Genomic DNA, 25,187 nt, shown 5'->3' with positions numbered 1-25,187 from the left:
AGGGCCCCGGAACCGGCGCAGTTGGTTCCGGGGCCCGGTCTGGGGCGGAGTCACACCCGCCGGAGCACCGCGACGACCTTGCCGAGGATCGTCGCCTCGTCGCCCGGGATCGGCTGGTACGCGGAGTTGTGCGGGAGCAGCCAGACGTGGCCGTCCTCGCGCTTGAACCGCTTGACCGTGGCTTCGCCGTCCAGCATGGCGGCGACGATGTCGCCGTTCTCCGCGACGGGCTGGCGGCGCACCGTGACCCAGTCGCCGTCACAGATCGCGGCCTCGATCATCGAGTCACCGACGACCTTCAGTACGAAGAGCTCGCCGTCACCCACCAGCTGGCGCGGGAGGGGGAAGACGTCCTCGACCGATTCCTCGGCGAGGATCGGCCCACCGGCGGCGATGCGGCCCACCAGCGGGACGTACGACGCGGCAGGCTTGCCGGTGGTGTCGGTGGGCTGACTGCTGGGCTGGTCGGAGCCCCGCACCTCGTACGCACGCGGGCGGTGCGGGTCGCGGCGCAGGAAGCCCTTGCGCTCCAGAGCCATCAGCTGGTGGGCGACGGAGGACGTGCTGGAAAGTCCGACCGCCTGACCGATCTCCCGCATGGACGGCGGGTAGCCACGCCGCTGCACGGAGTCCCTGATGACCTCGATCACTCGGCGTTGCCTGTCGGTGAGCCCCGAGCTGTCCGCGCGGATGCCTGGAGGTCGGCCCGGCAGGGAGCGAGTGGGCTTGGGCCCCTCCTGGTTCGTGGCTGCGTCATTCATGGCATGCACCGGCTCGAGTCGGCTCTGGGAGCGGTCCTGGGCAGTGATGGTGGCGCTGTCTGCGGTGGTGGTCACGTCGGTCGGCCCCTCTCGAGATGTTCTCTCCCTAGCTAGCCAACGGTAGTTGCTTTCGAAAGGTTGCGCCAAACACACGTTCGAGTGAAAAAACGGAGATTACCTACCGTGATCATGTGTTTGGGTGTATGGCTAGCGCTCGGGCCGAACGGCAATTCGGTTCATTACGGTACGCTTCACCGCCGGGACAGTGAGCCCCTTGGTGGGGCTCCCATACTGCCACCCGGCACCCCGTCAATCCGGCACCGGCCCCCGTCCAGAGCGGCGCGTGTGGCCGTCGGGTGCGTCCGGGGTCACGGGATGCGGCACGACACGCGCGATGTCGAAAAAGCGGCCAAACCCCAGATCTAGTGGTTGGATTGCGGCAGCAGCCCAGAAGTTGTGGTCCCTGGTCTTTCAGGGGCTCCGGGATCGCCTATGCTTGGGGCTGCTTCGAGGGCCCCAAGGGCCCGTTGAAGCTTATGAGTCGTGCCGTGAAGGAGGGTTGGGAGTTCCATGCACTGCCCCTTCTGCAGGCACCCCGACAGCCGCGTAGTCGACAGCCGCACCACTGATGACGGCACGTCGATCCGACGGCGCCGTCAGTGCCCCGACTGCTCCCGTCGTTTCACGACCGTGGAGACGTGCTCACTGATGGTGGTCAAGCGCAGCGGCGTGACGGAACCCTTCAGTCGCACCAAGGTCATCAATGGCGTCCGCAAGGCATGCCAGGGACGGCCTGTGACCGAGGACGCCCTCGCTCTGCTCGGCCAGCGGGTCGAAGAAGCGGTGCGGGCAACCGGAAGCGCCGAGCTCACCACTCACGACGTGGGCCTTGCCATACTCGGCCCGTTGCAGGAGCTCGACCTTGTCGCCTACCTGCGCTTCGCGTCCGTGTACCGGGCCTTCGACTCGCTCGAGGACTTCGAGGCCGCCATCGGGGAACTGAGGGAACAGCGGCTCGAGGCCGAGCCGCGCGACGCGGGCGGAGAGCGCGTCGTGAACGACTGCGGGCCTGGAGGGACTGTCGAAGTCCCGGTGCCCGCCACCGCCGCCGACTGACCGGCTGGCCGACGGGCCGGCGGCGAACCAGACCTGTCGAGGGCCCCCTCCGGGGTGCCCTCGACACCAGACACACATCCGTGCCATGGGAACAACGTGGCACTTCAGGGCGTTTTAGCCTGATATAGGGAGGCGGCATGACCGAGACGACGAGCGGCCCGGCACGAGGTTCCCGCGCCAAGGGTTCCAAGGCCAGCAAGGGTCTGCGTATCGAGCGCATCCACACGACCCCCGGCGTGCATCCGTACGACGAGGTGGCCTGGGAGCGCCGAGACGTCGTCATGACCAATTGGCGCGACGGCTCGGTCAATTTCGAGCAGCGTGGCGTCGAGTTCCCCGACTTCTGGTCGGTGAACGCGGTCAACATCGTCACCAGCAAGTACTTCCGCGGGGCTGTCGGCACCCCGCAGCGCGAGACCGGCCTCAAGCAGCTGATCGACCGCATCGTGAAGACGTACCGCAAGGCTGGTGAGGACTACAGCTACTTCGCCTCGCCCGCCGACGCGGAGATCTTCGAGCACGAGCTGGCCTACGCCCTCCTGCACCAGATCTTCAGCTTCAACTCTCCGGTCTGGTTCAACGTCGGAACGCCCCAGCCCCAGCAGGTGTCCGCCTGCTTCATCCTGGCCGTCGACGACTCCATGGAGTCGATCCTCGACTGGTACAAGGAAGAGGGCATGATCTTCAAGGGCGGCTCCGGCGCCGGCCTGAACCTGTCCCGCATCCGTTCCTCCAAGGAGTTGCTGTCCTCCGGAGGCAACGCCTCGGGTCCGGTCTCCTTCATGCGCGGTGCCGACGCCTCCGCCGGAACCATCAAGTCCGGTGGTGCCACCCGGCGCGCCGCCAAGATGGTCATCCTCGACGTCGACCACCCCGACATCGAGGGCTTCATCGAGACCAAGGTGAAGGAAGAGGAGAAGATCCGCGCCCTGCGTGACGCGGGCTTCGACATGGACCTGGGCGGCGACGACATCACGTCCGTCCAGTACCAGAACGCCAACAACTCGGTCCGCGTGAACGACACGTTCATGAAGGCGGTCGAGGAGGGCGGCAAGTTCGGACTCACCTCCCGCATGACGGGCGACGTCATCGAGGAGGTCGACGCCAAGTCGCTCTTCCGCAAGATGGCCGAGGCCGCCTGGGCGTGTGCCGACCCCGGCATCCAGTACGACGACACGATCAATGCCTGGCACACCTGCCCGGAGTCCGGCCGCATCAACGGCTCGAACCCCTGCAGCGAGTACATGCACCTGGACAACACGTCCTGCAACCTCGCCTCGCTGAACCTGATGAAGTTCCTGAAGGACGACGGCAAGGGCAACCAGTCCTTCGACGCCGAGCGCTTCTCCAAGGTCGTCGAGCTGGTCATCACCGCGATGGACATCTCGATCTGCTTCGCGGACTTCCCGACGCAGAAGATCGGCGAGAACACCCGCGCCTTCCGTCAGCTGGGCATCGGCTACGCCAACCTGGGCGCCCTGCTCATGGCGACCGGCCACGCCTACGACTCCGACGGCGGCCGCGCCCTCGCCGGTGCCATCACGTCGCTGATGACGGGCACCTCGTACAAGCGCTCCGCCGAGCTGGCTGCGGTCGTCGGTCCGTACGACGGCTACGCCAAGAACGCCACGCCGCACAAGCGCGTCATGAAGCAGCACGCCGACGCCAACGCCGCGGCCGTCCGCATGGACGACCTGGACACGCCGATCTGGGCCGCTGCCACGGAGGCCTGGCAGGACGTCGTCCGTCTCGGTGAGAAGAACGGTTTCCGTAACTCCCAGGCGTCGGTCATCGCCCCGACCGGCACCATCGGTCTCGCGATGTCCTGCGACACCACGGGCCTGGAGCCCGACCTCGCCCTGGTGAAGTTCAAGAAGCTCGTCGGCGGCGGCTCGATGCAGATCGTCAACGGCACCGTGCCGCAGGCCCTGCGTCGCCTGGGTTACCAGGAGGAGCAGATCGAGGCGGTCGTCGCCCACATCGCCGAGAACGGCAACGTGATCGACGCCCCGGGCCTGAAGCCCGAGCACTACGAAGTCTTCGACTGCGCCATGGGTGAGCGTTCCATCTCCGCGATGGGCCACGTCCGCATGATGGCCGCGATCCAGCCCTGGATCTCGGGCGCCCTCTCCAAGACGGTCAACCTCCCGGAGACTGCCACCGTCGAGGACGTCGAAGAGGTCTACTTCGAGGCCTGGAAGATGGGCGTCAAGGCGCTCGCCATCTACCGCGACAACTGCAAGGTCGGCCAGCCCCTCTCCGCCAAGAAGAAGGAGGAGGAGAAGGCCGAGATCACCGAGAAGACCGAGGACACGATCCGTGCCGCGGTCGAGAAGGTGGTCGAGTACCGCCCGGTCCGCAAGCGCCTCCCCAAGGGCCGTCCCGGCATCACCACATCCTTCACGGTGGGTGGCGCCGAGGGCTACATGACCGCGAACTCCTACCCGGACGACGGTCTCGGCGAGGTCTTCCTGAAGATGTCCAAGCAGGGCTCGACCCTCGCGGGCATGATGGACGCCTTCTCCATCGCCGTCTCCGTCGGTCTGCAGTACGGCGTGCCCCTGGAGACGTACGTTTCCAAGTTCACGAACATGCGCTTCGAGCCGGCCGGCATGACGGACGACCCGGACGTGCGGATGGCGCAGTCGATCGTCGACTACATCTTCCGCCGCCTGGCGCTGGACTTCCTGCCCTTCGAGACGCGCTCCGCGCTCGGCATCCACTCGGCCGAGGAGCGTCAGCGTCACCTCGAGACCGGGTCGTACGAGCCCGCCGAGGACGAGGTGGACGTCGAGGGTCTGGCCCAGTCCGCCCCGCGGCAGCCCGAGTCCCTGAAGGCGGTCTCCACGCCGAAGGCGGAGGCCGAGGCGGCGAAGGAGGTCCCGCAGCAGGCACACACCAGCGCTGAGCTCGTGGAGATGCAGCTGGGCATCCAGGCCGACGCACCGCTCTGCTTCTCCTGCGGTACGAAGATGCAGCGCGCCGGTTCCTGCTACATCTGCGAGGGCTGCGGCTCCACCAGCGGCTGCAGCTGACAGCCAGCGGATGACGTCCGGCGCGGGACGCTGAGCGTCCCGCGCCGGACAGCGCTGAGCCGCAGCTGAGAGAGGGTGTCGACCATTGGTCGGCACCCTCTTCCGCGTTGGTGGATGCGTCAGGGGGGTGGTCCCGGCCGTCGATCCCGACCAGCGGGGTTCCACTCGGTCAGTGCTCGTTGCCCATCAGGGACGCGAACGTCGTCGGGTCGGCGTCGAAGCCCCGGACGAGACCGCGGAACGACCACGCTCCGGCCTCGTCCCGCGTGAACTGGGCGATCGTCGCGGCCGTGCTTCCAGCGACGTCCGAAAGGTCGCTCTCCGCGAGGTTGTTGTGGCCCTCGCGGATACGGAAGGCGGCGTTCGAGATGTCGCCGAACACCTTCTGTCCCGCCTCCTGCTGTATGGCCACGCCCACCACGACCCGGGTGAACGTCGGCCCGAGCCGGTCCAGTTCCAACGTCATGACCTCGTCGAAACCGAAACCCTGCCCCGTCCTGCTGTCGCGGTTGAGGGTGATCGTGCCGTCAGGGGAGCGGCTGTCGAAGTGCACGAGGTACACAGGAGCGCCGTACGGAGCGTCGGCCGCGTACGTCGCCGCGATGATGTCGAGGTCGTTGGGTGGTGTTCCGGCCGGGCTCGGGTCCCACTTGAGACCGACTTCGACCTTCTTGATGCCCTTGTGGACACTGTTCACTGGACTTCCCCCTCCTTGTGCCCCGGCCGCCGAGACTGCACCAGGCCTGTTCCACCACGTGCACGCCGTGGCGTAACGCACACGCTACGACGTGCGACGGACAACGTCGTAGTGCCCCAGGTCAGAGACTGGGCAGCCGAGGCGCGCCCAAACCTGGTTGGTCCGGTCTGCGTCCCCGGAGATCATGGACCTATGACATGGAACGGGGAAGAACTCGACATCGATGCCTACTTGGCGAGGCTCGGGCACACGGGCAAGACGGAGCCGGACCTGGAGACTCTGCGCACGCTCCACCGGGAGCATGTAGCGGCGATCCCCTTCGAGAACCTCGAGATGATGCTCGGGCGACCGGTTCCGCTGGATCTACCCGCTCTACAGGACAAGCTGTTGCGTCGGCGGCGGGGCGGTTACTGCTACGAACAGAACCTGCTCTTCGCGGCCGCCCTGGAACGCATCGGCTTCGATGTCGCCGGGCTCGGAGCGCGCGTCAGGGCCGGGGCGAGCTCCACGCGCGCGGTGACCCACATGCTCCTCAGGGTGGAGGTGGACGGCCGGGCGTGGCACTGCGACACCGGGTTCGGAGCAGATGGGCTGCTCGAACCGATTCCCCTGTCCGCGGGTGTGGAAATGGAACAAGGGGAGTGGCGTTTCAGCCTCCACCAGGAAGATGAGGACGAAGGCGTCCTGGTGCTGCGGACATGGCGTCCTGGCGAGGGCTGGTTCGACCTCTACGCGTACACCCAGGAGCGGCGCCTCCCGGTCGACTACGTAGTGATGAACCACTACACCTCGACCCACCCCAGGTCGTCGTTCATTCGCCGCCCGGTGTTGCAGAGGGCCGGATCCGAGGTGCGTCGCAGGCTCGTCGGCGATCTGTTCACGCAGATCCTCCCTGACGGCACGACGGTCGAACGAAGCGTTCCTGTGGGCGAATTGATGAGCGTTCTCGACCGCGAGTTCGGTATTGAACTCGATGCCGAGGACTCGGCAGAGCTGATCCGGGTGCACTACGCCGGAGCGTGACCCGGGCCGTGCTCCGCGCCGTACGATGGCGCGGTGCTGGTCAAGTGGATTCGCTGCTCCGTGGTCGATCGTCGGGGGTTCGAACGAGGACAGCGGAAGTGGGCGGGGCTCTTGGGGGAGCCGGGGTTCCGGGGACAGGGTGGGGGGTGGAGTCGGGGGCGGCAGGGTGTCGCTCATGTCTTCACGTTCTGGGAGAGCCGAGCCTTCTACGACTCGTTCATGGCCCGCTCCCACGATCGGCTGGCCGCCGGGCAGTCCGGCACCTACAAGGACCACCGCGCCAAACTCTTCGACCACCGTTTCGACGTGAAGACCGGGTTCGAGCCGCGCTTCACCGACGTGGATGTGGTGCGCGTCGCGCACTGCCGGGTCCGTGAGGCGCGGGTGGAGCATTTCGCGCTGATGCAGGAGAAGGTCTGGAACCCCGCTATGGCCGGCTCGCCCGGCATGGTGCGCGGTCTCTTCGGCGAGGCGCCCGGGTACGAATTCCTGGTGCTTTCCATGTGGTTGTCGGCGGCCGAGCACGGCAAATACCGCGCCGAGCGGGTGGAGCGCCTCTCGCTGCGAGCGCAGACGGATGCCGACGTCGCCGCGCTCGCAGGGGACATCGTGGAGTTGGAACCGTCCTGGACGGTTTGACCCCTTCCTGATCCGGGTGGGGCAGTCCCGCTGGGGCCTCAGCGCCGAGCGAACGCCCCGTCGCGAGTCGCGGCGATGGCCGCTGCCGCCGCCTGATCCGCGAGTGCCGCGTCGACCGGTTCCCGCGTGATGAAGACGCGGAGCAGCAGCGGAGCGGAGACGGCACGGACGAGCGCTGCCGCGTCGGTGTCCGGGGATGCCTCGCCGCGTTCCACGGCACGTTCGACGACCGCCTCGCAGCGTCCGAAGCGCTCGGCGTAGAAGGCGTGGAGGGCATCGGCCGCCCGGGCGGACTGGAAGGCCGCCGCGACGAAGGCGGTGGGGGCCGCCGCGGCCGCGTCGTCGGAGAAGGATTCGACCACTTCGCGGGCGAGTTCCCGCAGATCGCCCTCGAGACTGCCGGTGTCCGGCGGAGTCCAGGTGTCCTCGCCCGCCATTTCCAGGGCGTCGGCGACCATGCCTTCGAGGCCGCCCCAGCGGCGGTACAGCGTGGTCTTGTGGACTCCCGAGTGGTCGGCGATGTATTCGACGGTGAGTCCGGGATACCCGTGGTCGGCCAGGCCGCTCAGTACGGCGTCGCGGACGGCTGCGCGGGTTCGGGCCGTTCGGCCGCCGGGGCGACGGGTGCCTGGGGCGGCCGGGGTGGACGGGGTGGCCGGGGCCACCTGGTCCGCGAAGTCCGCCAGGTCGGCCGGGGGTGACGAAGCGGCCGGGACGGTTTCCGTCCCGGCCTTTTCGGTCCGATCGGCTGGATCGGTTTGCTTCGGACCGTCCGAGTCTCGTCGTCCGCCCGAGCGGCGTCCGTCCGCGCCGCGTCCGTCTGAGCCGCCTTCCCCCGAGCCGTGTCCCCCCGCGCTCGGTGTTCCACCGCCCTGAACAGCAATAACAGTCTCGTCCTTCATCGACCCGTCCCTTCCCCGCCGTATCGCCCGGATATTTATCGCTACTCGGGTTGCGTTAGCTGCGCCAGTCTGCCACACTCATCGTAATGCGACAGGCGTTGCGTTTGCTTGGGTGGATGGAAACCGGGGGTTCCTGTGCCTACTCAGATTTCTCTGCACGGTGTGACCAAGGCCCGTGGGGATCGGCTGATCCTCGACGCGGTGTCTCTCGCGATCAGGCCGGGCGAACGCATAGGCGTTGTGGGGGAGAACGGTGCGGGCAAGTCCACGCTGCTGCACCTGATGTCCGGTGACCTGCGGCCCGACGAGGGCGAGGTGGTCACTGTCGCCGAACGAGGGGCCGGCCTGCTCGCGCAGACTCCTCAGCTTCCCGCGGACCGGCACGTCGGCGATGCCATCGACGCCGCCCTGGGCGAACTCCGTTCGATGGAGCGCCGATTGCGGGAACGCGAGGCGGAGCTCGGTTCAGCGAGCGAGCGTGACCTGGGTGAGTACGGGGACCTGCTCACCGCCTTCGAGTTGCGCGGGGGATATGAGGCGGACGCGCGCGTGGACAAGGCGATGCACGGTCTGGGGCTCGGTCACATCGGCCGGGACAGGGTGCTGGGCAGCCTGTCCGGCGGCGAACAGGCCCGCCTCGGCCTGGCCTGCCTCATCGCGGCCGCACCCGAGGTGATGTTCCTGGACGAACCGACCAATCATCTGGACGAGAGTGCACTGGACTGGCTGGAGACTGCCCTCTCCGCGCACCGCGGGACGGTCGTCGCGGTCTCGCACGACCGTATGTTCCTGGAGCGCGTGACCACCGCGATCCTCGAAGTGGACGCCGACCGTCGGTCGGTGGTGCGACACGGCGGTGGCTACCAAGGACTGGTCGCGGAACGGGCCGCGGCCCGCCAGCGCTGGGAGCAGCAGTACGCGGAGTGGTGCGAGGAGACGAGTCGTCTTCAGGAGTTCATGGCGACCACTGCCCATGCGGTGGCCGGTGGCCGGGGAATGAAGGACAACAACAAGATGGCGTACGACCGAGCCGGCGGACGGGTCCAGGCCTCGGTCGCGGGGCGGGTCAGGAACGCTCAGGAAAGACTGCGAAGGCTGCGGGACCAGCCGGTGCAGCGCCCGCCAGAACCGCTCAGCTTCACGGCACGCCCGCTGGCAGGTGCGACGCAAGGTGAGCTGGTGAGCCTGCGCGATGTGACGGTGGGAGAGCGGCTCGCCGTGGAGTCGCTCACCGTCTCGGCAGGCGATCGGCTGCTGATCCACGGAGGCAACGGTGCCGGCAAGTCCACGCTGCTGCGCATCATGGCAGGGGTGCTGCAACCCGACCAAGGCACGGTCGTCCGCAGAGGGCGGATCGCCTATCTCGCGCAGGAGATATCGGTACGGCGCCCGACCGAGCGCGTCCTCGAAGCCTTCGGCAAGGGACTCGGGCTGACCGACGACGAGGAGCGGGAGCTGCTCCTCTCCTACGGCCTGTTCAGACCACGTGACCTGCACGTCCAGGTTGGCTCACTGTCCGCCGGGCAGCGACGGAGGCTGGCCCTCGCACGCCTGCTGGCCAGACCCGCCGATCTCCTGTTGCTGGACGAGCCGGCGAACCACCTCGCACTGGGTCTGGTCGAAGAACTGGAGGCGGCGCTGGAGCAGTGGACAGGAGCGCTGGTCGTCGTCTCGCACGACCGATTGCTCCGTCGGCGCTTCACGGGCCGAATACGCCGGATGGAGTCCGGGCGGCTACCCGACTGAGCAGCTCACCCGGGACCCGATCTAGGGTTTCCGTATGGCACGCCCGCGGCGCATCATCCTGGTCAGGCACGGCGAGTCGGCAGGCAACGCCGACGACACCGTGTACGAGCGCGAACCCGATCACGCTCTCGAGCTCACCGAAACGGGGTGGTCGCAGGCGGAAGACACGGGGAAACACCTGCGGGAACTGCTCGGCCGCGAGCGCGTGAGCGTGTACGTGTCGCCGTACCGCCGCACCCACGAAACCTTCCAGGCGTTCCGGCTCGACCCGGAGCTGGTGCGTGTACGGGAGGAGCCGAGGCTGCGGGAGCAGGACTGGGGCAACTGGCAGGACAGGGACGATGTGCGGCTGCAGAAGGCGTACCGCGACGCGTACGGGCACTTCTTCTACCGCTTCGCACAAGGAGAGTCGGGGGCTGACGTCTACGACAGGGTGGGGGCCTTCCTGGAGAGCCTCTACCGGAGCTTCGAAGCACCGGACCATCCGCCGAACGTCCTGCTGGTCACGCACGGGCTCACCATGCGGCTGTTCTGCATGCGGTGGTTCCACTGGTCGGTGGCCGAGTTCGAGTCGCTGTCCAACCCGGGCAACGGGGAGATGAGGGTGCTGGTGCTCGGCGACGACGGCAAGTACACGTTGGACCGGCCGTTCGAACGCTGGCGTGAGCCCGAGTCGTACGGCGTCACGGGCTAGGGCCTGTGTCGGAAGTCCCGCCTGCCCCGCGGCGCCCGGCACGCACTCCCCCACGCCTGAAGGGCGCGGGGGGACCCCCAGCGGCGTTGGAGGGTCGTCCCGGTACGACCAGTATCGGGGCGACCCTGCGCCTTGCGATCGCACGCGCCGGACGCCGCGGGGCCCGCCCTCCGGGCGGACGACGGGACTCCCGACACAGGCCCTAGGCGACTTCGGAGGTCGTGAGGGCTCTCCGGGGCCGGAGCTGTGACCGGGATATCACCGGCCGGCGGTTCCGGCGGGCTCGGAGGAACCGATTGAGTGGTGCTGGATCCGTTGGCAACGAATTAGAGTGGCAGGGCGATGACCGCTGATTCCTCTCCCGACCGGCGCCTCGAGCGCGCTCTGGCCAGCCTGCGCGGACTGGCGGTGGGGGACGCGCTGGGCTCACAGTTCTTCGTCCCCGCGCATTACCCCCTGCTCAAGCGCCGCGAGCTGCCGGACGCGCCCTGGCAGTGGACCGACGACACCGAGATGGCCTGCTCGGTACTGGCCATCCTCGCCAAGCACCGACGCATCGACCAGGACGCTCTCGCCCTGTCGTTCGCGGAGCACCATGACTTCGACCGTGGCTACGGGCCCGCCGTGAACCGGCTGCTGCGGCAGGTCCGCGAAGGCGGGGACTGGCGGGAGCTGGCCTCCGCGCTCTTCAAGGGGCAGGGGTCCTGGGGCAACGGCGCGGCCATGCGGATCGCCCCGCTCGGCGCTTGGTACGCGGACGACCCGGAGCAGGCGACGCACCAGGCGGAGATCTCGGCGTATCCGACGCATCAGCACCGTGAGGCCGTCGTCGGGGCGATGGCGGTGGCCGCCGCCGCGGCGCTGGTGGCCGCTCCGACGGGGCCGCCCGCGCCGAAGGAGCTGCTCGACGGCGTGATCGACCTGGTGCCGCGCAGTGCGGTGGGGGCGGGGCTGCGGAGGGCGCGGGACATGCTCGACTACGGCGATGCCGGGACCGTGGCGGCGGTTCTCGGGTGCGGTCGGCGGACGACGGCCCACGACACGGTGCCGTTCGCGTTGTGGTCGGCTGCTCGTGGGCTTGGGGCGTACGAGCGGGCGATCTGGGACACGGCCCGGGTCGGCGGAGACATGGACACGACGTGCGCCATCGTCGGTGGTGTCGTCGCCTCCGCGGAGGAGGGCACGCCGCCAGGAGAGTGGCTGGAGCGGACGGAGGCGCTGCCGGACTGGGTTCTCGACGCGGTGGGGTGACCCTTCGCTCGGGGCAGGCCCACGGCGGGCGGTGGGCGCAGCCCGGGCGCCGGTCCGTGTGGCCCACGTACCGTGGCTCGCCGTCCGGGCCCATCCACCGTGGCTCGTTGTCCTGACCCATGCACCGTGACTCGCCGTCCGTGGCCCGCGGTAGGCGCACCATGGCGGCAGGCGCACCATGGCTTGCGGCCCCTGGTGCCAGCGCCCCCGCTCGTGCCAGGAGCTGCACGGGTGCCGATTGGCGTGGCGCCCCAGTCCGCCACGCCAATCGCCCCCCGGCACCCGCACCCGCACGTGCGTCGCCCCCGGCACCCGCGCACGTGCATCGCCCCCCCGGGGCACCCGCGCCTGCACCCGCGCCCGCCGCCACACGCGCACCCGCCCCCGCAGGGTGCCGTCCACCAGCCGCAGAAGGCTGGCCTCGTCAGCCGCCCGCAGGGCCCGCCAGGCTGGTCGCGTCAGCCGCCCGCAGGGCCCGCCGCGCCCGCCGTGCCGGCCAGGGCGTCGAGGTCGCTCTTGCGGACGCGGATCACCAGTGCCGCGGTGATCAGCGCGAGGACGGCCATGGCGGCGGCCGGGATGAAGGCGGTGGAGATGCCCTCGGCCAGGATCTCGTGGCTCCAGGGGGCCGGGAGTTCGTGGGTCTTGGCGAACTCGGCCTTCTGTTCCGGGGAGGCGTGGGCCATGAAGTCGGCGACCTGGTCCTCGGCCTCGTTGCGGCTCGCCGTGCCGAAGACCGTGGTGAGGATGGAGAGGCCGAGCGAGCCGCCGACCTGCTGGGTGGCGTTGAGGAGGCCGGATGCCGCGCCGGCCTCGTGGAGGGCGACTCCGGAGACGGCGGTCAGGGTCAGGGTCACGAAGTTCAGGCCCATGCCGAAGCCGAAGAGGAGCATGGGCCCGAGTACGCCGCCGACGTACGAGCTGTCGGGGCCGATCAGGGCCTGCCAGCCGAGGCCGACGGCGACGATGGCCGAGCCGGTCACCATGAACGGCTTGGGACCGAGGACGGGGAGGAATTTCTGCGACAGACCGGCGCCGATCGCGATGACCACCGTGACCGGCAGGAAGGCCAGGCCGGCCTCGATCGGGGTGTAGTTCAGGATGTTCTGGACGAAGAGAACGATGAAGAAGAACATGCCGAACATCGCGGCGGCCAGGCTGAGCATGATCACATAGGTGCCGGACCGGTTGCGGTCGGCGAACATGCGGAGGGGTGTGATCGGCTCCTTGGCCCGCTTCTCGATGAACACGAAGGCCATGAGCAGGACGACCGCGGCGGCGAACGAACCGACGGTGACGCTGTCGCGCCAGCCCTCTTCGGAGGCGCGGATGAATCCGTAGACCAGGGAGGCCATGCCGAGCGTCGAGGTCAGGGCGCCCAGGATGTCGAAGCGGCCGGGGTGGCGTTCGGATTCATTGATGTAGAGCGGGGTGAGGACGGCGATCAGGATGCCGATGGGCACGTTCACGAACAGGACCCAGCGCCAGTTGAGCCACTCGGTGAGCATGCCGCCCGCCAGGAGGCCGATGGCGCCGCCACCTGCGGAGACGGCGGCGAAGACGCCGAAGGCGCGGTTCCGCTCGGGGCCTTCGGGGAAGGTTGTCGTGATCAGCGCCAGCGAGGTGGGCGAGGCGATGGCGCCTCCGACGCCCTGCAGGGCGCGGGCGGCGAGCAACTGCCAGGGCTCCTGCGCGAATCCGCCGAGGAGCGAGGCGAAAGTGAAAAGAAGGATGCCTGCCATGAACACGCGGCGGCGTCCCAGGATGTCACCCGCGCGGCCGCCGAGGAGCAGCAGTCCACCGAAGGTGAGGGTGTATGCGCTGACGACCCAAGTGAGGTCGGTCGTCGAGAAGTTGAGGGCTCCCTGGATGTGGGGGAGCGCGATATTCACAATCGTGGCGTCCAGTACCACCATGAGTTGGCAGGCCGCGATGACAGTGAGTGCTAAGCCGGGGTGCCCCTCTCGGCGGGCGGTACCGGGCTTTTGATTCTTCGTCAGCTGAGAGGTGGTCGTCATGATCCCCCACAAGTTCCTTAGTGAACGGTTCCGTTCACTGTCAACCACGACGGTAGTGACACCTCTTGAGTGAACGCAACCGTTCACTGACCCTTCTTCTGTTCTCTGCCTCCCTTGTGTGCTCTATGGAGAGAAATTGATGGCTACTTCCCGTTGGTCCGCGGTTTCCGCACGGACGGCGACACCGCGCCGCCGGGGGCCCGTCCTGGAGCGGGCGATCCTGGACGCCGCCCTGGAGCAGCTCAGCACGGTCGGCTGGAGCGGGCTGACGATGGAGGGCGTGGCGGCGGGCGCGCAGACGGGCAAGGCCGCGGTGTACCGCCGGTGGCCGTCCAAGGAGGACCTCGTCGTCGACGCGTTGCGGGCCGGGCTGCCCCGGCTCGACAGCCCGCCGGACTGCGGCAGCGTCCGCGAGGACCTGTTGCAGCTGTGCAAGGAGATGCGGGTGTCGATGTTCTCGCGCACCGGCTCCGCCCTGCGCGCGGTGCTTCACGAATGCGACACGGCGGCCGCCGAGCGCTTCCATGACGTGATCTTCCAGGGCGTCATCGAGCCGAGCGTCCAGTTGATCAAGGAGGTCGTACGCCGCGGAATCGAGCGTGGAGAGGTGCGTTCCGGGGGACTGGACGCGTACGTCTGCGATGTCATTCCGGCGATGCTGATGTACCGCTCGAAGGTGTGCGGCAGTGAATGGGACGACGAGGAATTCGAGGCCTTGATCGATCAGGTGATGGTTCCCATGCTGCGCCCCTGAGGGTCCGGAGAGCCGAGGGGCGGGCCTGGGTGTCGCGGGCGGGTCCCGGCGGCGTAGGCTATTGCCGCCATGCCGTACGAACCACCCACCCACACCGTCGAGCGCTCCTTGCGCGCCACCACCGGAGCGAAGATCGTCGCCGGTGTCGACGAGGTCGGGCGCGGCGCGTGGGCGGGACCGGTCACCGTCTGTGCGGCGGTCACGGGCCTGCGCAGGCCGCCGGAAGGGCTCACCGACTCCAAGCTGATCACTCCCAAGCGGCGCACCGCGCTCGCCGAGGAGCTGTCGGGCTGGGTCACGGCGCACGCCCTCGGTCATGCCTCGCACGAGGAGATCGACGACATGGGGATGACGGCCGCTCTGCGGCTCGCCGCGGTGCGTGCTCTGGAGGGGCTGCCGGTCCGTCCGGACGCGGTCATCCTCGACGGAAAGCACGACTACCTCGGCAATCCCTGGCGGGTTCGTACGGTGATCAAGGGCGACCAATCCTGTGTGGCCGTCGCCGCGGCTTCGGTGATCGCGAAAGTTCAGCGCGACAAAATGATGGCCGAACTGGGCATCGAACATGCAGACTTCGGTTTTGCGGCCAACGCCGGCTATCCGTCGCCGGTGCACAAGGCCGCGCTGGCGGAGCGGGGGCCCACCCCGTACCACCGGCTCACGTGGGCGTATCTTGATGCGTTGCCCCAGTGGCGGCACCTCAAGAAGGCCCGCAGCTGGGCGGACGGAAATGTTCCGGAAATCGAGGGTCAGCTCGGCTTTGAGTTCTGACGCTTTTCCGGTCCTTCCCGTCGCACTCATGTGCCACCCGCCGACGCGAGTCGCATCGGCGTTTGATAGACAACACTTCATGCCTCTCATTCCCGAGGAGCCTCAGATTCACGAGAGTGCCCAGGGTCCCCGCGCCACGCCGGCCAGTGGCCGTACCGCGCCGACCCCCCGCCCCGTACCCGGACCGCGTCCCGCGGCCCCGCCGTGCCCCGGCCGTCCGGGTCCTGCCCGGCCGATGCCGCCCGCGCAGCGCACGCCGCGTGACGCGGCAGCCAAGCCCGGGCCTGCCGCCCCGGCTGCCCCCGGTCCCGCCGCTTCCGGTGCCCCGGCATCGGTGCCGCAGATCCAGCTGATCCCGGCCTCGGCCGAGGGCGCGCTGGACGCGGCCGAGGAAGCGGTCGACCTCCTTCTCGACTCCGGGCGTGCCCCCGGCGAGGTCCTGGTGATCAGCACCGGTGACCCGCACCCGTGGGCCGCGCACGAGCTGTCCTTCGGTGAGGCCTCCTACTGGGCCCAGCACGACGCGGGCGACGACGTCTTCTACGCCGACGCCGCCGCCCTGGATCGTGCCAAGTCCCGGCCCGTGGTCGTCGTCGCCCTCAACGGCGGCGAGGAGACCGCGGTCGCGGCCCTGCCGACGGCCCTCACCCGAGCCGGCACCCTGCTGATCGTCTGCGGTGATCCGCAGCGCATCAACTCGATGCTGGGCGCGGGCGTCTGAGACGACGTCCGTCGGCCGAAGGCATGGCCGACGCGGGGTCGTAGCGGGCGTGGAGTCGTTGTGGACCGTGCGGTGGTGCCGTCAGGCGCCGACCGCGCGGGAGCACGGTGTCATGGTCGACGTGTGCCGTGACGCGCGGTGCGGGCCTTCGGCGACGCACCGTGTGTCAGCGTGCCGCCGCGCGGCGCAGCACATCGGAGGCGGCCCCTCCGGTGCGTATCGCCGATGGGTCGGTGCCGGTGAAGGGCTCGGGCCGTGAGCCGGTGCTCGGCTGCCGGCCGCCGCGTCCCTCGCCCAGCACCTGCCAGCCGTCCGAGGTCAGCGTGATGTACGCGCCGCAGCGCAGACCGTGCAGCGTGCAGGCGTCGCGCAGACCCCACATCCAGGCACCGTCCTCCTGGGTCCAACGGGCGTCCCCTTCGCGGCAGTAGAGCAGCACGGCGGTCCGTACCGGAGTGCGGCGACGCAGGTCGTGCGGGATGACCCGGCGCAACTGGGTGAGCAGCGCGTTGCGGAAGACCCAGCCGTCCGTCACTGTCGCGCGCCGGCTGAACGAGGCGCTCGCCCGCAGCCGTTCGTCGGGATCGAGCACGGCCACGACTGCCGTCGCCGGGGTCGGCAGATGGCGCGCGTGCAGGCCGCTGACGACCTCGCGCGGGTTGCGCAGCAGGGGGATCCCCGCCGCCGACCACTCGGAGGGTTCCAGCATCCGCGCCAGTCGGTGGGCGGAGTCGGCGGAGTCGCGGGCGAACTCGGGCGACGTCGATGCCGACGCGGGTGAGCCCGGCGTGGATGCCGCGCCGGACGAGGCGAATCCGAAGGTCACGGTCCTCCCTTCGGCTACGCGCCCGTACGAGGGCGGGGTCGGATCGGGGGAGCGCACCACGGCACAGCCCTACCGGACCAGGGGGCCGCGCGGGGAGCGGTTCCAATTCTCACCGTCGCGGCCGTCGGCGGCAATGAACAATCGGCATCACATGCCGTTATCGGCCGGTGCGCTGCCTATATACCTGCCCAGAAGATCCGCCTTCGAGTCCTGCGGGACCCGTGGCGGATTCGGCGATTGTCAGTGGCATCGGGTTGCATGGAGGCATGGACACCCTGGAGCTCCGCACCGAAGCCGACGCCATCCTCGCCGAGCTCGTCGGCGACCCCGGGGGCTCGGCCCGGCTGCGCGAGGACCAGTGGCAGGCGGTCCAGGCCCTGGTGCAGGAGCGTCGCCGCGCCCTCGTGGTGCAGCGCACCGGCTGGGGCAAGTCGGCGGTGTACTTCGTGGCAACGGCCCTGCTGCGCCGCCGCGGCGCGGGCCCCACCGTGATCATCTCCCCGCTCCTCGCCCTGATGCGCAACCAGGTCGAGTCCGCGGCACGCGCCGGCATCCAGGCACGCACCATCAACTCGGCCAACCCCGAGGAGTGGGACACGATCTACGGAGAGGTCGAGCGCGGCGAGACCGACGTCCTCCTCGTCAGCCCGGAGCGCCTCAACTCGGTGGACTTCCGCGACCAGGTGCTGCCCAAGCTCGCGGCCACCACCGGTCTGCTGGTGGTGGACGAGGCGCACTGCATCTCCGACTGGGGCCACGACTTCCGGCCCGACTACCGCAGGCTGCGGGCGATGCTGGCCGAGCTCTCGGCCGGCGTGCCCGTTCTGGCCACGACCGCGACGGCGAACGCGCGCGTGACGGCGGACGTGGCCGAGCAGCTCGGCACCGGCGCGGGTGAGGCCCTGGTGCTGCGCGGCGCACTGGAGCGCGAGAGTCTGCGCCTCGGGGTCGTCCAACTGCCGGACGCCGCCCACCGGCTCGCCTGGCTCGCCGAGCACCTGGAAGAACTGCAGGGCTCCGGGATCATCTACGCACTGACCGTCGCCGCCGCCGAGGAGGCCACGGCCTTCCTGCGGCAGCGCGGCTTCAAGGTGGCGTCGTACACGGGACGCACGGAGAACGCCGACCGGCTCCAGGCCGAGACCGACCTCCAGGAGAACCGGGTCAAGGCGCTGGTCGCGACCTCGGCGCTCGGCATGGGCTTCGACAAGCCGGACCTGGGTTTCGTGGTGCACCTCGGTTCGCCGTCCTCGCCGATCGCGTACTACCAGCAGGTGGGCCGCGCCGGACGAGGCGTCGAGCACGCCGATGTGCTGCTGCTGCCGGGCAAGGAGGACGAAGCCATCTGGCGCTACTTCGCGGATACGGCGTTCCCGCCCGAGGCGCAGGTCCGCCAGACCCTCGCCGCGCTCGCCGACGCGGGGCGGCCGTTGTCCGTGCCGGCCCTGGAGGCCGTGGTGGAACTCCGCCGCACCCGGCTGGAGACGATGCTCAAGGTCCTCGACGTGGACGGGGCGGTCAAGCGGGTCAAGGGCGGCTGGATCTCCACCGGCGAGCCGTGGGTCTACGACGCCGAGCGGTACGCGTGGGTGGCCAGGCAGCGGCAGGCCGAGCAGCAGGCCATGCGGGACTACGTGAGCACGGACCTGTGCCGCATGGAGTTCCTGCGCCGGCAGCTGGACGACGAGGGCGCGGCTCCGTGCGGCAGGTGTGACAACTGCGCGGGCGCCTGGACCGATGCGTCCGTCTCCGAGGACGCCCTGTCGGGCGCGGCGAAGGAGCTGGACCGGCCGGGCGTCGAGGTCGAGCCTCGCCGGATGTGGCCGACGGGCATGGCCGCGCTGGGCGTCGAGCTCAAGGGACGCATTCCGGCCAAGGAGCAGTGCTCCACGGGGCGCGCGCTCGGCCGGCTGTCGGACATCGGCTGGGGCAACCGGCTGCGCCCGCTGCTGGCCGAGAACGCGCCGGACGGCCCTGTCCCCGACGACGTGCTCAAGGCGGCGGTCTCGGTCCTCGCCGACTGGGCGCGCTCCGGCGGGGGATGGGCGACCGGTGCCGCGGATGCCGCCGCTCGGCCGGTGGGCGTCGTGGCCGTGCCGTCGCTCTCCCGCCCGCAGCTCGTCGGCTCGCTCGCGCAGGGGATCGCGTCCGTCGGCCGCCTCCCCTTCCTGGGGACGCTGGCGTATGAGGGTCCCGGCGGCGCGCACACGGCGCGCCGCAGCAACTCCGCCCAGCGGCTGCGGGCGTTGTCGGACGCGTTCACGGTCCCCGAGGAGCTGGCTGCCGCGCTCGCCGCCTCGCCGGGCCCGGTCCTCCTCGTCGACGATTACACCGACTCGGGCTGGACCCTGGCCGTCGCCGCACGCCTCCTGCGCAGGGCGGGCAGCGGGGAGGTGCTGCCCCTGGTGCTCGCGGCGGCGGGCTAGGGCCTGCGCCGTTATCCCGCCTGCCCCGCGTCGCCCGGCACAGGCCCTGGACCGGGTTCAGGCCCCGTGCCGGGAGGGGGGTGGCACGGGACCTGAGGCCTCAGCTCACGGACGGCTCGTCAGGTACCCGCCCATGGAGGTGAAGTACTCCGTCGCGGGCAGCTCCTGGCCGTCCTCGGTCCGTACGCGCGTGATGGCCAGACCGTGGTTGCGCCCAAAGCGCGCGTCGGCTCCGGCGACGATCACCACGCCCTCGCCCTCGCGGTAGAAGATGCGGCCGGGCGTGCCGCCGTAGCGGTTCTCGGACACCACCGCGGAGACGATCTCGAGACGCTTGCCCTTGTGGAAGGCGTAGGCGCTCGGGTACGGCGCGGACTGGGCGCGCACCAGGCGCTCCAGGTCCTCGGCGGGCCAGGTCCAGTCGATGCGGATGTCCTCGGCGGACCGCTTGTGGAAGAAGCTCGCCTGGGAGCGGTCCTGCTTGGTGAACTCGGTCTGCCCGCCGGCGATGAGGTCGAGCGCGCCGATGGTCACCGGGGCGATGAGGTCGACGGTCTTGTGGAAGAGGTCGGTGGCGGTGTCCTTCGGGCCGACCGCGACCGCCTCCTGCCGGACGATGTCGCCGGCGTCGAGTTCGTCGTCCATCATGTGCGCGGTGACGCCCACTTCGGGCTCTCCGTTGATCATCGCCCAGATGATCGGGGAGAAGCCGGCGTACTTCGGCAGCAGTGAGTCGTGGACGTTCAGCGTGCCGTGGCGCGGGAGACCGAAGATGCGCGGGGGGATCCAGGTGCGCCAGTTGTTGGCGACGATGATGTCCGCGTCCGCCTCCTTGAGGCGCTCGAACAGCTCGTCGTCGTCAGGGCGGTTGCGGATCAGGACCGGAACGCCGTGCTCCTCGGCGAGGTCGGCGACGGAGTCGCTCCAGATCTTCTCGTACGCGTGCTCGCTCTTGGGGTGAGTCACCACCAGCACCACGTCGTGCTCGGAGTCCAGGAGGGCTTGCAGGGTGCGGTGCCCCCAGGTCTGGTAACCGAACATGACGACCCGCATGGGGGTTCCTCCTCAGGGCAGGGAATGACTGACGATAAGTAAAGCAAGGCTTACCTTACTGCGCAATGCGCCCCCTCGGTACCGTGCGGTGCGTTCGCCCGGCATCACGTAACGCGTCCACTCCGCGCCCCAGTTGACGGGCCGACGGCCCGTCCGATATGCCCCCATGTCCGTTTCGCCCGGTCGACAGTCGTCACGGATTAGCTTAGGCTCACCTAAGTTCGAGTGGGTCGCCCGTCGGCGTGCCCACTTGCCGTACCTTCCCCCACGCCTGACAGGCGGCTTCCCCGCACGATGGGAGTGACATGTCACAGGTTCTTCCTGGCGACGACGCACCACTGGTCCACGACCTCATTGGCATCGGCTTCGGCCCGTCCAACGTGGCGATGGCGATCGCGCTCAGCGAGCACAACGCGAGCGTCGGCAGGGAGGAGACGGTCACCGCTCACTTCTTCGAGCAGCAGTCGAGCTTCGGCTGGCACCGCGGCATGCTGATCGACGACGCGACCATGCAGGTGTCCTTCCTCAAGGACCTGGTGACACAGCGGAACCCCACCAGTGAGTTCAGCTTCCTCTGCTACCTGAAGAGCAAGGGCCGCCTGACCGACTTCATCAACCACAAGAACCTCTTCCCGCTGCGGGTGGAGTTCCACGACTACCTGGAGTGGGCCGCGGCCAAGGTCGACGACCAGGTCTCCTACGGCCACGAGGTCGTCGGTGTCACGCCGTTCGTACGGGACGGAGTGGTCGAGTACCTGGACGTCACCGTCCGGTCGGCGGAGGGCCTCGCCGTCCACCGCGCACGCAACCTCGTCATAGGCACCGGCCTGCGCCCGCTCATGCCCGAGGGCATCGAGCGCGGGGACCGCGTCTGGCACAATTCCGAGCTGCTCGCCAAGGTCGACGGCCTGGAGGGGACTTCGCCCTCCCGCTTCGTCGTCGTGGGCGCCGGCCAGAGCGCCGCCGAGAACGTCGCGTACCTGCACCGCCGCTTCCCCGAGGCCGAGATCTGCGCCGTCTTCTCGCGCTACGGCTACAGCCCCGCGGACGACAGCTCCTTCGCCAACCGGATCTTCGACCCGGACGCCGTCGACGAGTACTTCGACGCTCCCGAGGACGTCAAGCAGCGGCTGATGGGGTACCACGGCAACACCAACTACTCCGTGGTGGACATCGACCTGATCGACGACCTGTACCGGCAGATGTACCGGGAGAAGGTCCTCGGCACCGAGCGCCTCCGCTTCCTCAACATCTCGCGCCTCACCGGCGTCAAGGAGACGGAGGACGGCGTCCGCGCCACCGTGAAGTCCCTCGTCACCGGCGAGGAGAACCCCCTCGACGCCGACGTCGTGGTCTTCGCCACCGGCTACAGCCCTGCCGACCCCGTCGGCCTCCTCGGCGAGGTCGCCGACCGCTGCCTGCGCGACGACGAGGGCCGCGTCCGCGTCGAGCGCGACTACCGCGTGGCGACCGACGACGACCTGCGGTGCGGCATCTACCTCCAGGGCGGTACGGAGCACACGCACGGCATCACGTCGTCGCTGCTGTCCAACATCGCGATCCGGGTCGGCGAGATCCTGGACTCGGTGCGCGAGCGCGGCGCCGCCTCCGCGGAGGCCCGCCCGGTCGCCGGCGAGACGGGCAGCGCCGCGCGATAGGACGCGGGCCCCACCCGCCGTACGGCACGATCCGATCAAAAGGACAACGGATCAAAGGGATAACGTACGTCGACATGAGCACGACTGCAGTGGAGCGCCCCGTGCCGAGGGGCGCAACGGAGTCCCGTCGACGGCGGGTCGTGGGTCTGGGCATCCTCGCCGCGGTCCTGGTGATCGCGGCGGCGGTGTCGCTGGCCGTCGGGGCGCGCGCACTGACCCCGGCCGAGGTGTGGCACGGGCTGTTCGCCGGACCCGAGTCCGACCAGCGGCTCACGGAGATCCGGCTGATCGTGCAGACCGTGCGCGTGCCGCGGACGGTGCTCGCCGTCGTGGCGGGCATCGCGCTCGGTGTCGGCGGCGCGCTGATCCAGGGGTACACCCGCAACCCCATCGCGGACACGGGCCTGTTGGGCGTGAACGCGGGCGCGTCGTTCGCCGTGGTGACGGTGGTCGCCGTGTTCGGCTTCTCCAACCCGTTCCAGTACGTGTGGTTCGGCTTCCTGGGAGCGGCCGTCTCCGGTGTCGTCGTGTTCGGCCTCGCGAGCATCGGGCGCGGGGCCGGCAATCCGCTGACGCTCGCCCTCGCCGGGCAGGGCATCACGGTCTTCCTCGCGGCGATGACCACGGCCGTCTCCCTCTCGGACACGCAGTCGCTGAACGCCCTGCGGTTCTGGAACGCGGGCTCCGTCGCGGGCGTCGACTTCGACGTGATCTGGCCGGTGACCGCGTTCATCGCGGTCGGTCTCGTCCTCGCCCTGATCACGCTGCCCGCCCTCAACCTGCTCAACCTGGGCGAGGACGTGGCCCGGGGGCTCGGCGTGAACATCGCGGTCAGCAGGACCGTCGGCATCCTCGCCATCACCCTGCTCGCGGGCGCGGCGACGGCGGCCTGCGGCCCCATCGCGTTCCTCGGTCTGATGGTGGCGCACGTGGCCCGCTACCTCACAGGACCGGACTACCGCTGGCTGGTGCCGTACGCGGGACTGCTCGGCGCGGTCGTCCTGCTGGTCTGCGACATCGTGGGCCGACTGGTGGTGCGGCCCGGCGAGTTGGAGGCCGGTGTCGTCGTGGCTCTGCTCGGGGCACCGTTCTTCGCGGTCCTGGTCTGGCGAGGAAAGTTCAAGAACGCATGAGCGAGACAGATGTGAAGCCCGCACTGACGCCGGGCGTGCGGCTCGGCCCGCTGTCGTTCGTCTGGCGGCCCTGGCTCGTCCTCGTCACGCTGGTGCTCGCGGCGGCGACCTTCCTGGTGTTCTGCTTGTCCATCAGCATCGGCGACTTCCCGATCGGCCTCTCCCGCGTGATGGCCACGCTCGTCGGCCGCGGTGAGCAGGTCGACGAGTTCGTGATCATGGATCTGCGGATGCCGCGCGCCCTGGCCGGGCTCGTGGTGGGGATCGCGCTGGGCGTCTCCGGCGCGATCACGCAGTCGGTCGCGCGCAACCCGCTGGCCAGCCCCGACATCCTGGGCATCACCGGCGGTGCGAGCGCGGTCGCGGTGTTCTCGGTGACGGTGTCGGGCGGGGCCGCCGCGGCGGTCGTCGACTCCATCGGCCTCTCGGCCGCGGCCCTGGCCGGCGGGCTCTGCACGGGTCTGCTCGTGTACTTCCTCGCGTGGCGGCGCGGGGTCGACGGCTTCCGGCTCATCCTCATCGGGATCTCGGTGAGCGCCGTGACGCAGGCCATCACGACCTGGCTCCTCGTCTCGGCCGACATCAGGGATGTGGCCCGCGCCCAGGCGTGGTTGGTCGGGTCGCTGGAGAACCGGTCGTGGGACCAGGTGTGGGTGGCGCTGTGGTGCTCGCTCGGCCTGCTGGTCGTCGTGGCCGCGGCCGCGTTCCAGTTCAAGCCGCTGCACCTCGGCGACGACATCGCGGCGGGGCTCGGTGTCCGTTTCGGGCGGGTCCGTGCGGTGCTGCTGCTGTGCGCGGTGCTGCTGGCGGCCGTGGCCGTGAGCTCGGCGGGGCCCGTTCCGTTCGTCGCGCTGGTGGCGCCCCAGGTGGCGATGCGTCTGACGCGCCGTCCGACACCGCCGCTGATCGCGTCCGGTCTGTTCGGGGCGCTGCTCCTGATCGGCGCCGACCTCGTCGCGCGAGCGGTGCTGCCGAACAACCTCCCCGTCGGCGTGGTCACCGCCGCGATCGGGGGCCCCTTCCTCGTCTACCTGTTGGTGCGGGCGAACCTCAAATAGCAGGCTCGGCTCGATTAGCTGGTACAAAGGTGAGGCAAACCTAATATTAGGGGGGCTTGTGGTCGCTCAGTACATCACCGAGATCGAGCCGGCGGTCCAGGACGCCGCGCGGCTTTCCGCCAGGGGCGTCTCGGTCGGATACGGCAGCCGTACCGTCATCGACGACCTCGACGTGTCCATCCCGCCCGGGGTGATCACGACGATCATCGGCCCCAACGGGTGCGGCAAATCGACACTGCTGCGCACCCTGACGCGGCTGTTGAAGCCGGCCAGCGGCTCGGTCGTGCTGGACGGTCAGGACATCGTCAAGCTCAAGACCCGTGACGTCGCGAAGAAGCTGGGGCTGCTGCCGCAGACGCCCGTCGCGCCGGAGGGCCTGACGGTGGCCGATCTGGTCGCCAGGGGGCGCCATCCGCACCAGAGTTGGCTGCGCCAGTGGTCCTCGGACGACGCCGGTGTCGTGGAGCGCGCGCTGGCCATGACCGGCGTCTCCGACCTGGCGGACCGCCCCGTCGACTCGCTCTCCGGCGGCCAGCGCCAGCGCGTCTGGATCTCCATGACCCTGGCCCAGGGCACCGACCTGCTGCTCCTCGACGAGCCCACCACGTACCTGGACCTGGCGCACGCGATCGACGTGCTCGACCTGGTCGACGATCTGCACGAGTCGGGCCGGACCGTGGTCATGGTGCTGCACGATCTCAATCTGGCCACGCGCTACAGCGACCACCTCGTCGTGATGAAGGCGGGTGCGATCCTCGCGCAGGGGCACCCGCGCGAGGTGATCACCGCGGAGCTGCTGCAGGAGGCGTTCGGGCTGCGCGCCAGGGTCGTGGACGACCCGGTGGGCGACCGCCCGCTGATCGTGCCGATCGGCCGTACGCACGTTCAACTCGACTGACCCCGCC

Annotated in this window: 21 protein-coding genes; 15 read left to right on the top strand and 6 right to left on the bottom strand. The window is 69.5% G+C overall.

Annotated elements, in window-relative coordinates; all coding sequences use genetic code 11:
• Window positions 1-50: 50 nt before the first annotated feature.
• Complete coding sequence (gene lexA, locus DEJ48_RS09945; protein ID WP_030778599.1) at window positions 51-836, bottom strand: transcriptional repressor LexA; 786 nt, start codon at window positions 834-836, stop codon at window positions 51-53.
• 495 nt (window positions 837-1,331) lie between these two features.
• Between lexA and nrdR the strand changes: the two genes are divergently transcribed.
• The gene (nrdR, locus tag DEJ48_RS09940; RefSeq protein WP_150172995.1) at window positions 1,332-1,877 is read left to right on the top strand and encodes a transcriptional regulator NrdR; all 546 of its coding nucleotides are present in this window, start codon (window positions 1,332-1,334) and stop codon (window positions 1,875-1,877) included.
• A gap of 137 nt (window positions 1,878-2,014) precedes the next feature.
• The gene (locus tag DEJ48_RS09935; RefSeq protein ID WP_150215808.1) at window positions 2,015-4,912 is read left to right on the top strand and encodes a vitamin B12-dependent ribonucleotide reductase; all 2,898 of its coding nucleotides are present in this window, start codon (window positions 2,015-2,017) and stop codon (window positions 4,910-4,912) included.
• Window positions 4,913-5,081: 169 nt separating this feature from the next.
• On the opposite strand, the gene DEJ48_RS09930 is transcribed toward DEJ48_RS09935, so the two are convergent.
• A complete protein-coding gene (locus tag DEJ48_RS09930) occupies window positions 5,082-5,690 on the bottom strand; it encodes a TerD family protein (RefSeq protein WP_411757441.1) in 609 nt (202 codons plus the stop codon).
• A 111-nt stretch (window positions 5,691-5,801) separates the two neighbouring features.
• On the opposite strand from DEJ48_RS09930, the gene DEJ48_RS09925 reads away from it, so the two are divergent.
• Both DEJ48_RS09925 and DEJ48_RS09920 read left to right on the top strand, forming a co-directional pair.
• Window positions 5,802-6,632: an arylamine N-acetyltransferase family protein gene (locus DEJ48_RS09925; protein WP_150215806.1), complete on the top strand. Its 831-nt coding sequence runs from the start codon at window positions 5,802-5,804 to the stop codon at window positions 6,630-6,632.
• 33 nt (window positions 6,633-6,665) lie between these two features.
• The gene (locus DEJ48_RS09920) at window positions 6,666-7,271 is read left to right on the top strand and encodes a YdbC family protein (RefSeq protein WP_150215805.1); all 606 of its coding nucleotides are present in this window, start codon (window positions 6,666-6,668) and stop codon (window positions 7,269-7,271) included.
• A gap of 38 nt (window positions 7,272-7,309) precedes the next feature.
• On the opposite strand, the gene DEJ48_RS09915 is transcribed toward DEJ48_RS09920, so the two are convergent.
• Window positions 7,310-7,936: a TetR/AcrR family transcriptional regulator gene (locus tag DEJ48_RS09915; protein ID WP_150215804.1), complete on the bottom strand. Its 627-nt coding sequence runs from the start codon at window positions 7,934-7,936 to the stop codon at window positions 7,310-7,312.
• A gap of 372 nt (window positions 7,937-8,308) precedes the next feature.
• Between DEJ48_RS09915 and abc-f the strand changes: the two genes are divergently transcribed.
• The 3 genes from abc-f to DEJ48_RS09900 all read left to right on the top strand — a co-directional run bounded on the left by abc-f (window position 8,309) and on the right by DEJ48_RS09900 (window position 11,864).
• On the top strand, window positions 8,309-9,919 hold the full coding sequence (gene abc-f / locus DEJ48_RS09910; protein WP_150215803.1) for a ribosomal protection-like ABC-F family protein: 1,611 nt from the start codon (window positions 8,309-8,311) through the stop codon (window positions 9,917-9,919).
• Window positions 9,920-9,953: 34 nt separating this feature from the next.
• The gene (locus DEJ48_RS09905; RefSeq protein WP_150215802.1) at window positions 9,954-10,613 is read left to right on the top strand and encodes a histidine phosphatase family protein; all 660 of its coding nucleotides are present in this window, start codon (window positions 9,954-9,956) and stop codon (window positions 10,611-10,613) included.
• Window positions 10,614-10,955: 342 nt separating this feature from the next.
• Entirely contained in the window at window positions 10,956-11,864 is a 909-nt protein-coding gene (locus DEJ48_RS09900; protein WP_150215801.1) for an ADP-ribosylglycohydrolase family protein, read from the top strand.
• A 458-nt stretch (window positions 11,865-12,322) separates the two neighbouring features.
• On the opposite strand, the gene DEJ48_RS09895 is transcribed toward DEJ48_RS09900, so the two are convergent.
• A complete protein-coding gene (locus tag DEJ48_RS09895; protein WP_150215800.1) occupies window positions 12,323-13,882 on the bottom strand; it encodes an MFS transporter in 1,560 nt (519 codons plus the stop codon).
• 139 nt (window positions 13,883-14,021) lie between these two features.
• On the opposite strand from DEJ48_RS09895, the gene DEJ48_RS09890 reads away from it, so the two are divergent.
• From DEJ48_RS09890 to DEJ48_RS09880, 3 genes are all read left to right on the top strand, one after another.
• On the top strand, window positions 14,022-14,636 hold the full coding sequence (locus tag DEJ48_RS09890) for a TetR/AcrR family transcriptional regulator (RefSeq protein ID WP_150215799.1): 615 nt from the start codon (window positions 14,022-14,024) through the stop codon (window positions 14,634-14,636).
• Between the two features lie 69 nt (window positions 14,637-14,705).
• Window positions 14,706-15,407 (top strand): ribonuclease HII, encoded by a 702-nt coding sequence (locus DEJ48_RS09885; protein ID WP_150215798.1) that lies wholly within the window; start codon window positions 14,706-14,708, stop codon window positions 15,405-15,407.
• Between the two features lie 79 nt (window positions 15,408-15,486).
• A complete protein-coding gene (locus DEJ48_RS09880; protein WP_150215797.1) occupies window positions 15,487-16,128 on the top strand; it encodes a hypothetical protein in 642 nt (213 codons plus the stop codon).
• Window positions 16,129-16,294: 166 nt separating this feature from the next.
• Here the strand turns inward: DEJ48_RS09880 and DEJ48_RS09875 are convergent, their stop codons facing one another.
• Window positions 16,295-16,954, bottom strand: coding sequence for a hypothetical protein (locus DEJ48_RS09875; protein WP_150215796.1), 660 nt, complete (start codon window positions 16,952-16,954; stop codon window positions 16,295-16,297).
• Between the two features lie 266 nt (window positions 16,955-17,220).
• On the opposite strand from DEJ48_RS09875, the gene DEJ48_RS09870 reads away from it, so the two are divergent.
• Window positions 17,221-19,380 carry a RecQ family ATP-dependent DNA helicase gene (locus DEJ48_RS09870; protein ID WP_150215795.1) on the top strand — a complete coding sequence of 720 codons (2,160 nt, stop codon included), beginning with the start codon at window positions 17,221-17,223 and terminating at the stop codon, window positions 19,378-19,380.
• Between the two features lie 105 nt (window positions 19,381-19,485).
• Here the strand turns inward: DEJ48_RS09870 and DEJ48_RS09865 are convergent, their stop codons facing one another.
• Window positions 19,486-20,433, bottom strand: a complete 948-nt coding sequence (locus DEJ48_RS09865; RefSeq protein ID WP_150215794.1) for a methionyl-tRNA formyltransferase — start codon at window positions 20,431-20,433, stop codon at window positions 19,486-19,488.
• A 305-nt stretch (window positions 20,434-20,738) separates the two neighbouring features.
• Here DEJ48_RS09865 and DEJ48_RS09860 point away from each other — a divergent pair, with 305 nt between their 5' ends.
• From DEJ48_RS09860 to DEJ48_RS09845, 4 genes are all read left to right on the top strand, one after another.
• The gene (locus DEJ48_RS09860; RefSeq protein WP_150215793.1) at window positions 20,739-22,091 is read left to right on the top strand and encodes a lysine N(6)-hydroxylase/L-ornithine N(5)-oxygenase family protein; all 1,353 of its coding nucleotides are present in this window, start codon (window positions 20,739-20,741) and stop codon (window positions 22,089-22,091) included.
• A gap of 74 nt (window positions 22,092-22,165) precedes the next feature.
• Window positions 22,166-23,224: a FecCD family ABC transporter permease gene (locus tag DEJ48_RS09855; protein WP_150215792.1), complete on the top strand. Its 1,059-nt coding sequence runs from the start codon at window positions 22,166-22,168 to the stop codon at window positions 23,222-23,224.
• Window positions 23,221-24,282 carry a FecCD family ABC transporter permease gene (locus DEJ48_RS09850; RefSeq protein ID WP_150215791.1) on the top strand — a complete coding sequence of 354 codons (1,062 nt, stop codon included), beginning with the start codon at window positions 23,221-23,223 and terminating at the stop codon, window positions 24,280-24,282. The genes DEJ48_RS09855 and DEJ48_RS09850 overlap by 4 nt, the downstream gene beginning before the upstream one ends.
• A gap of 58 nt (window positions 24,283-24,340) precedes the next feature.
• A complete protein-coding gene (locus DEJ48_RS09845; RefSeq protein WP_150215790.1) occupies window positions 24,341-25,180 on the top strand; it encodes an ABC transporter ATP-binding protein in 840 nt (279 codons plus the stop codon).
• Window positions 25,181-25,187: the final 7 nt, after the last annotated feature.

The sequence above is a fragment of the Streptomyces venezuelae genome (assembly GCF_008642315.1).
Taxonomy (GTDB): Bacteria; Actinomycetota; Actinomycetes; order Streptomycetales; family Streptomycetaceae; genus Streptomyces; species Streptomyces venezuelae_D.
This window is presented reverse-complemented; position numbering and strand designations above follow the sequence as displayed.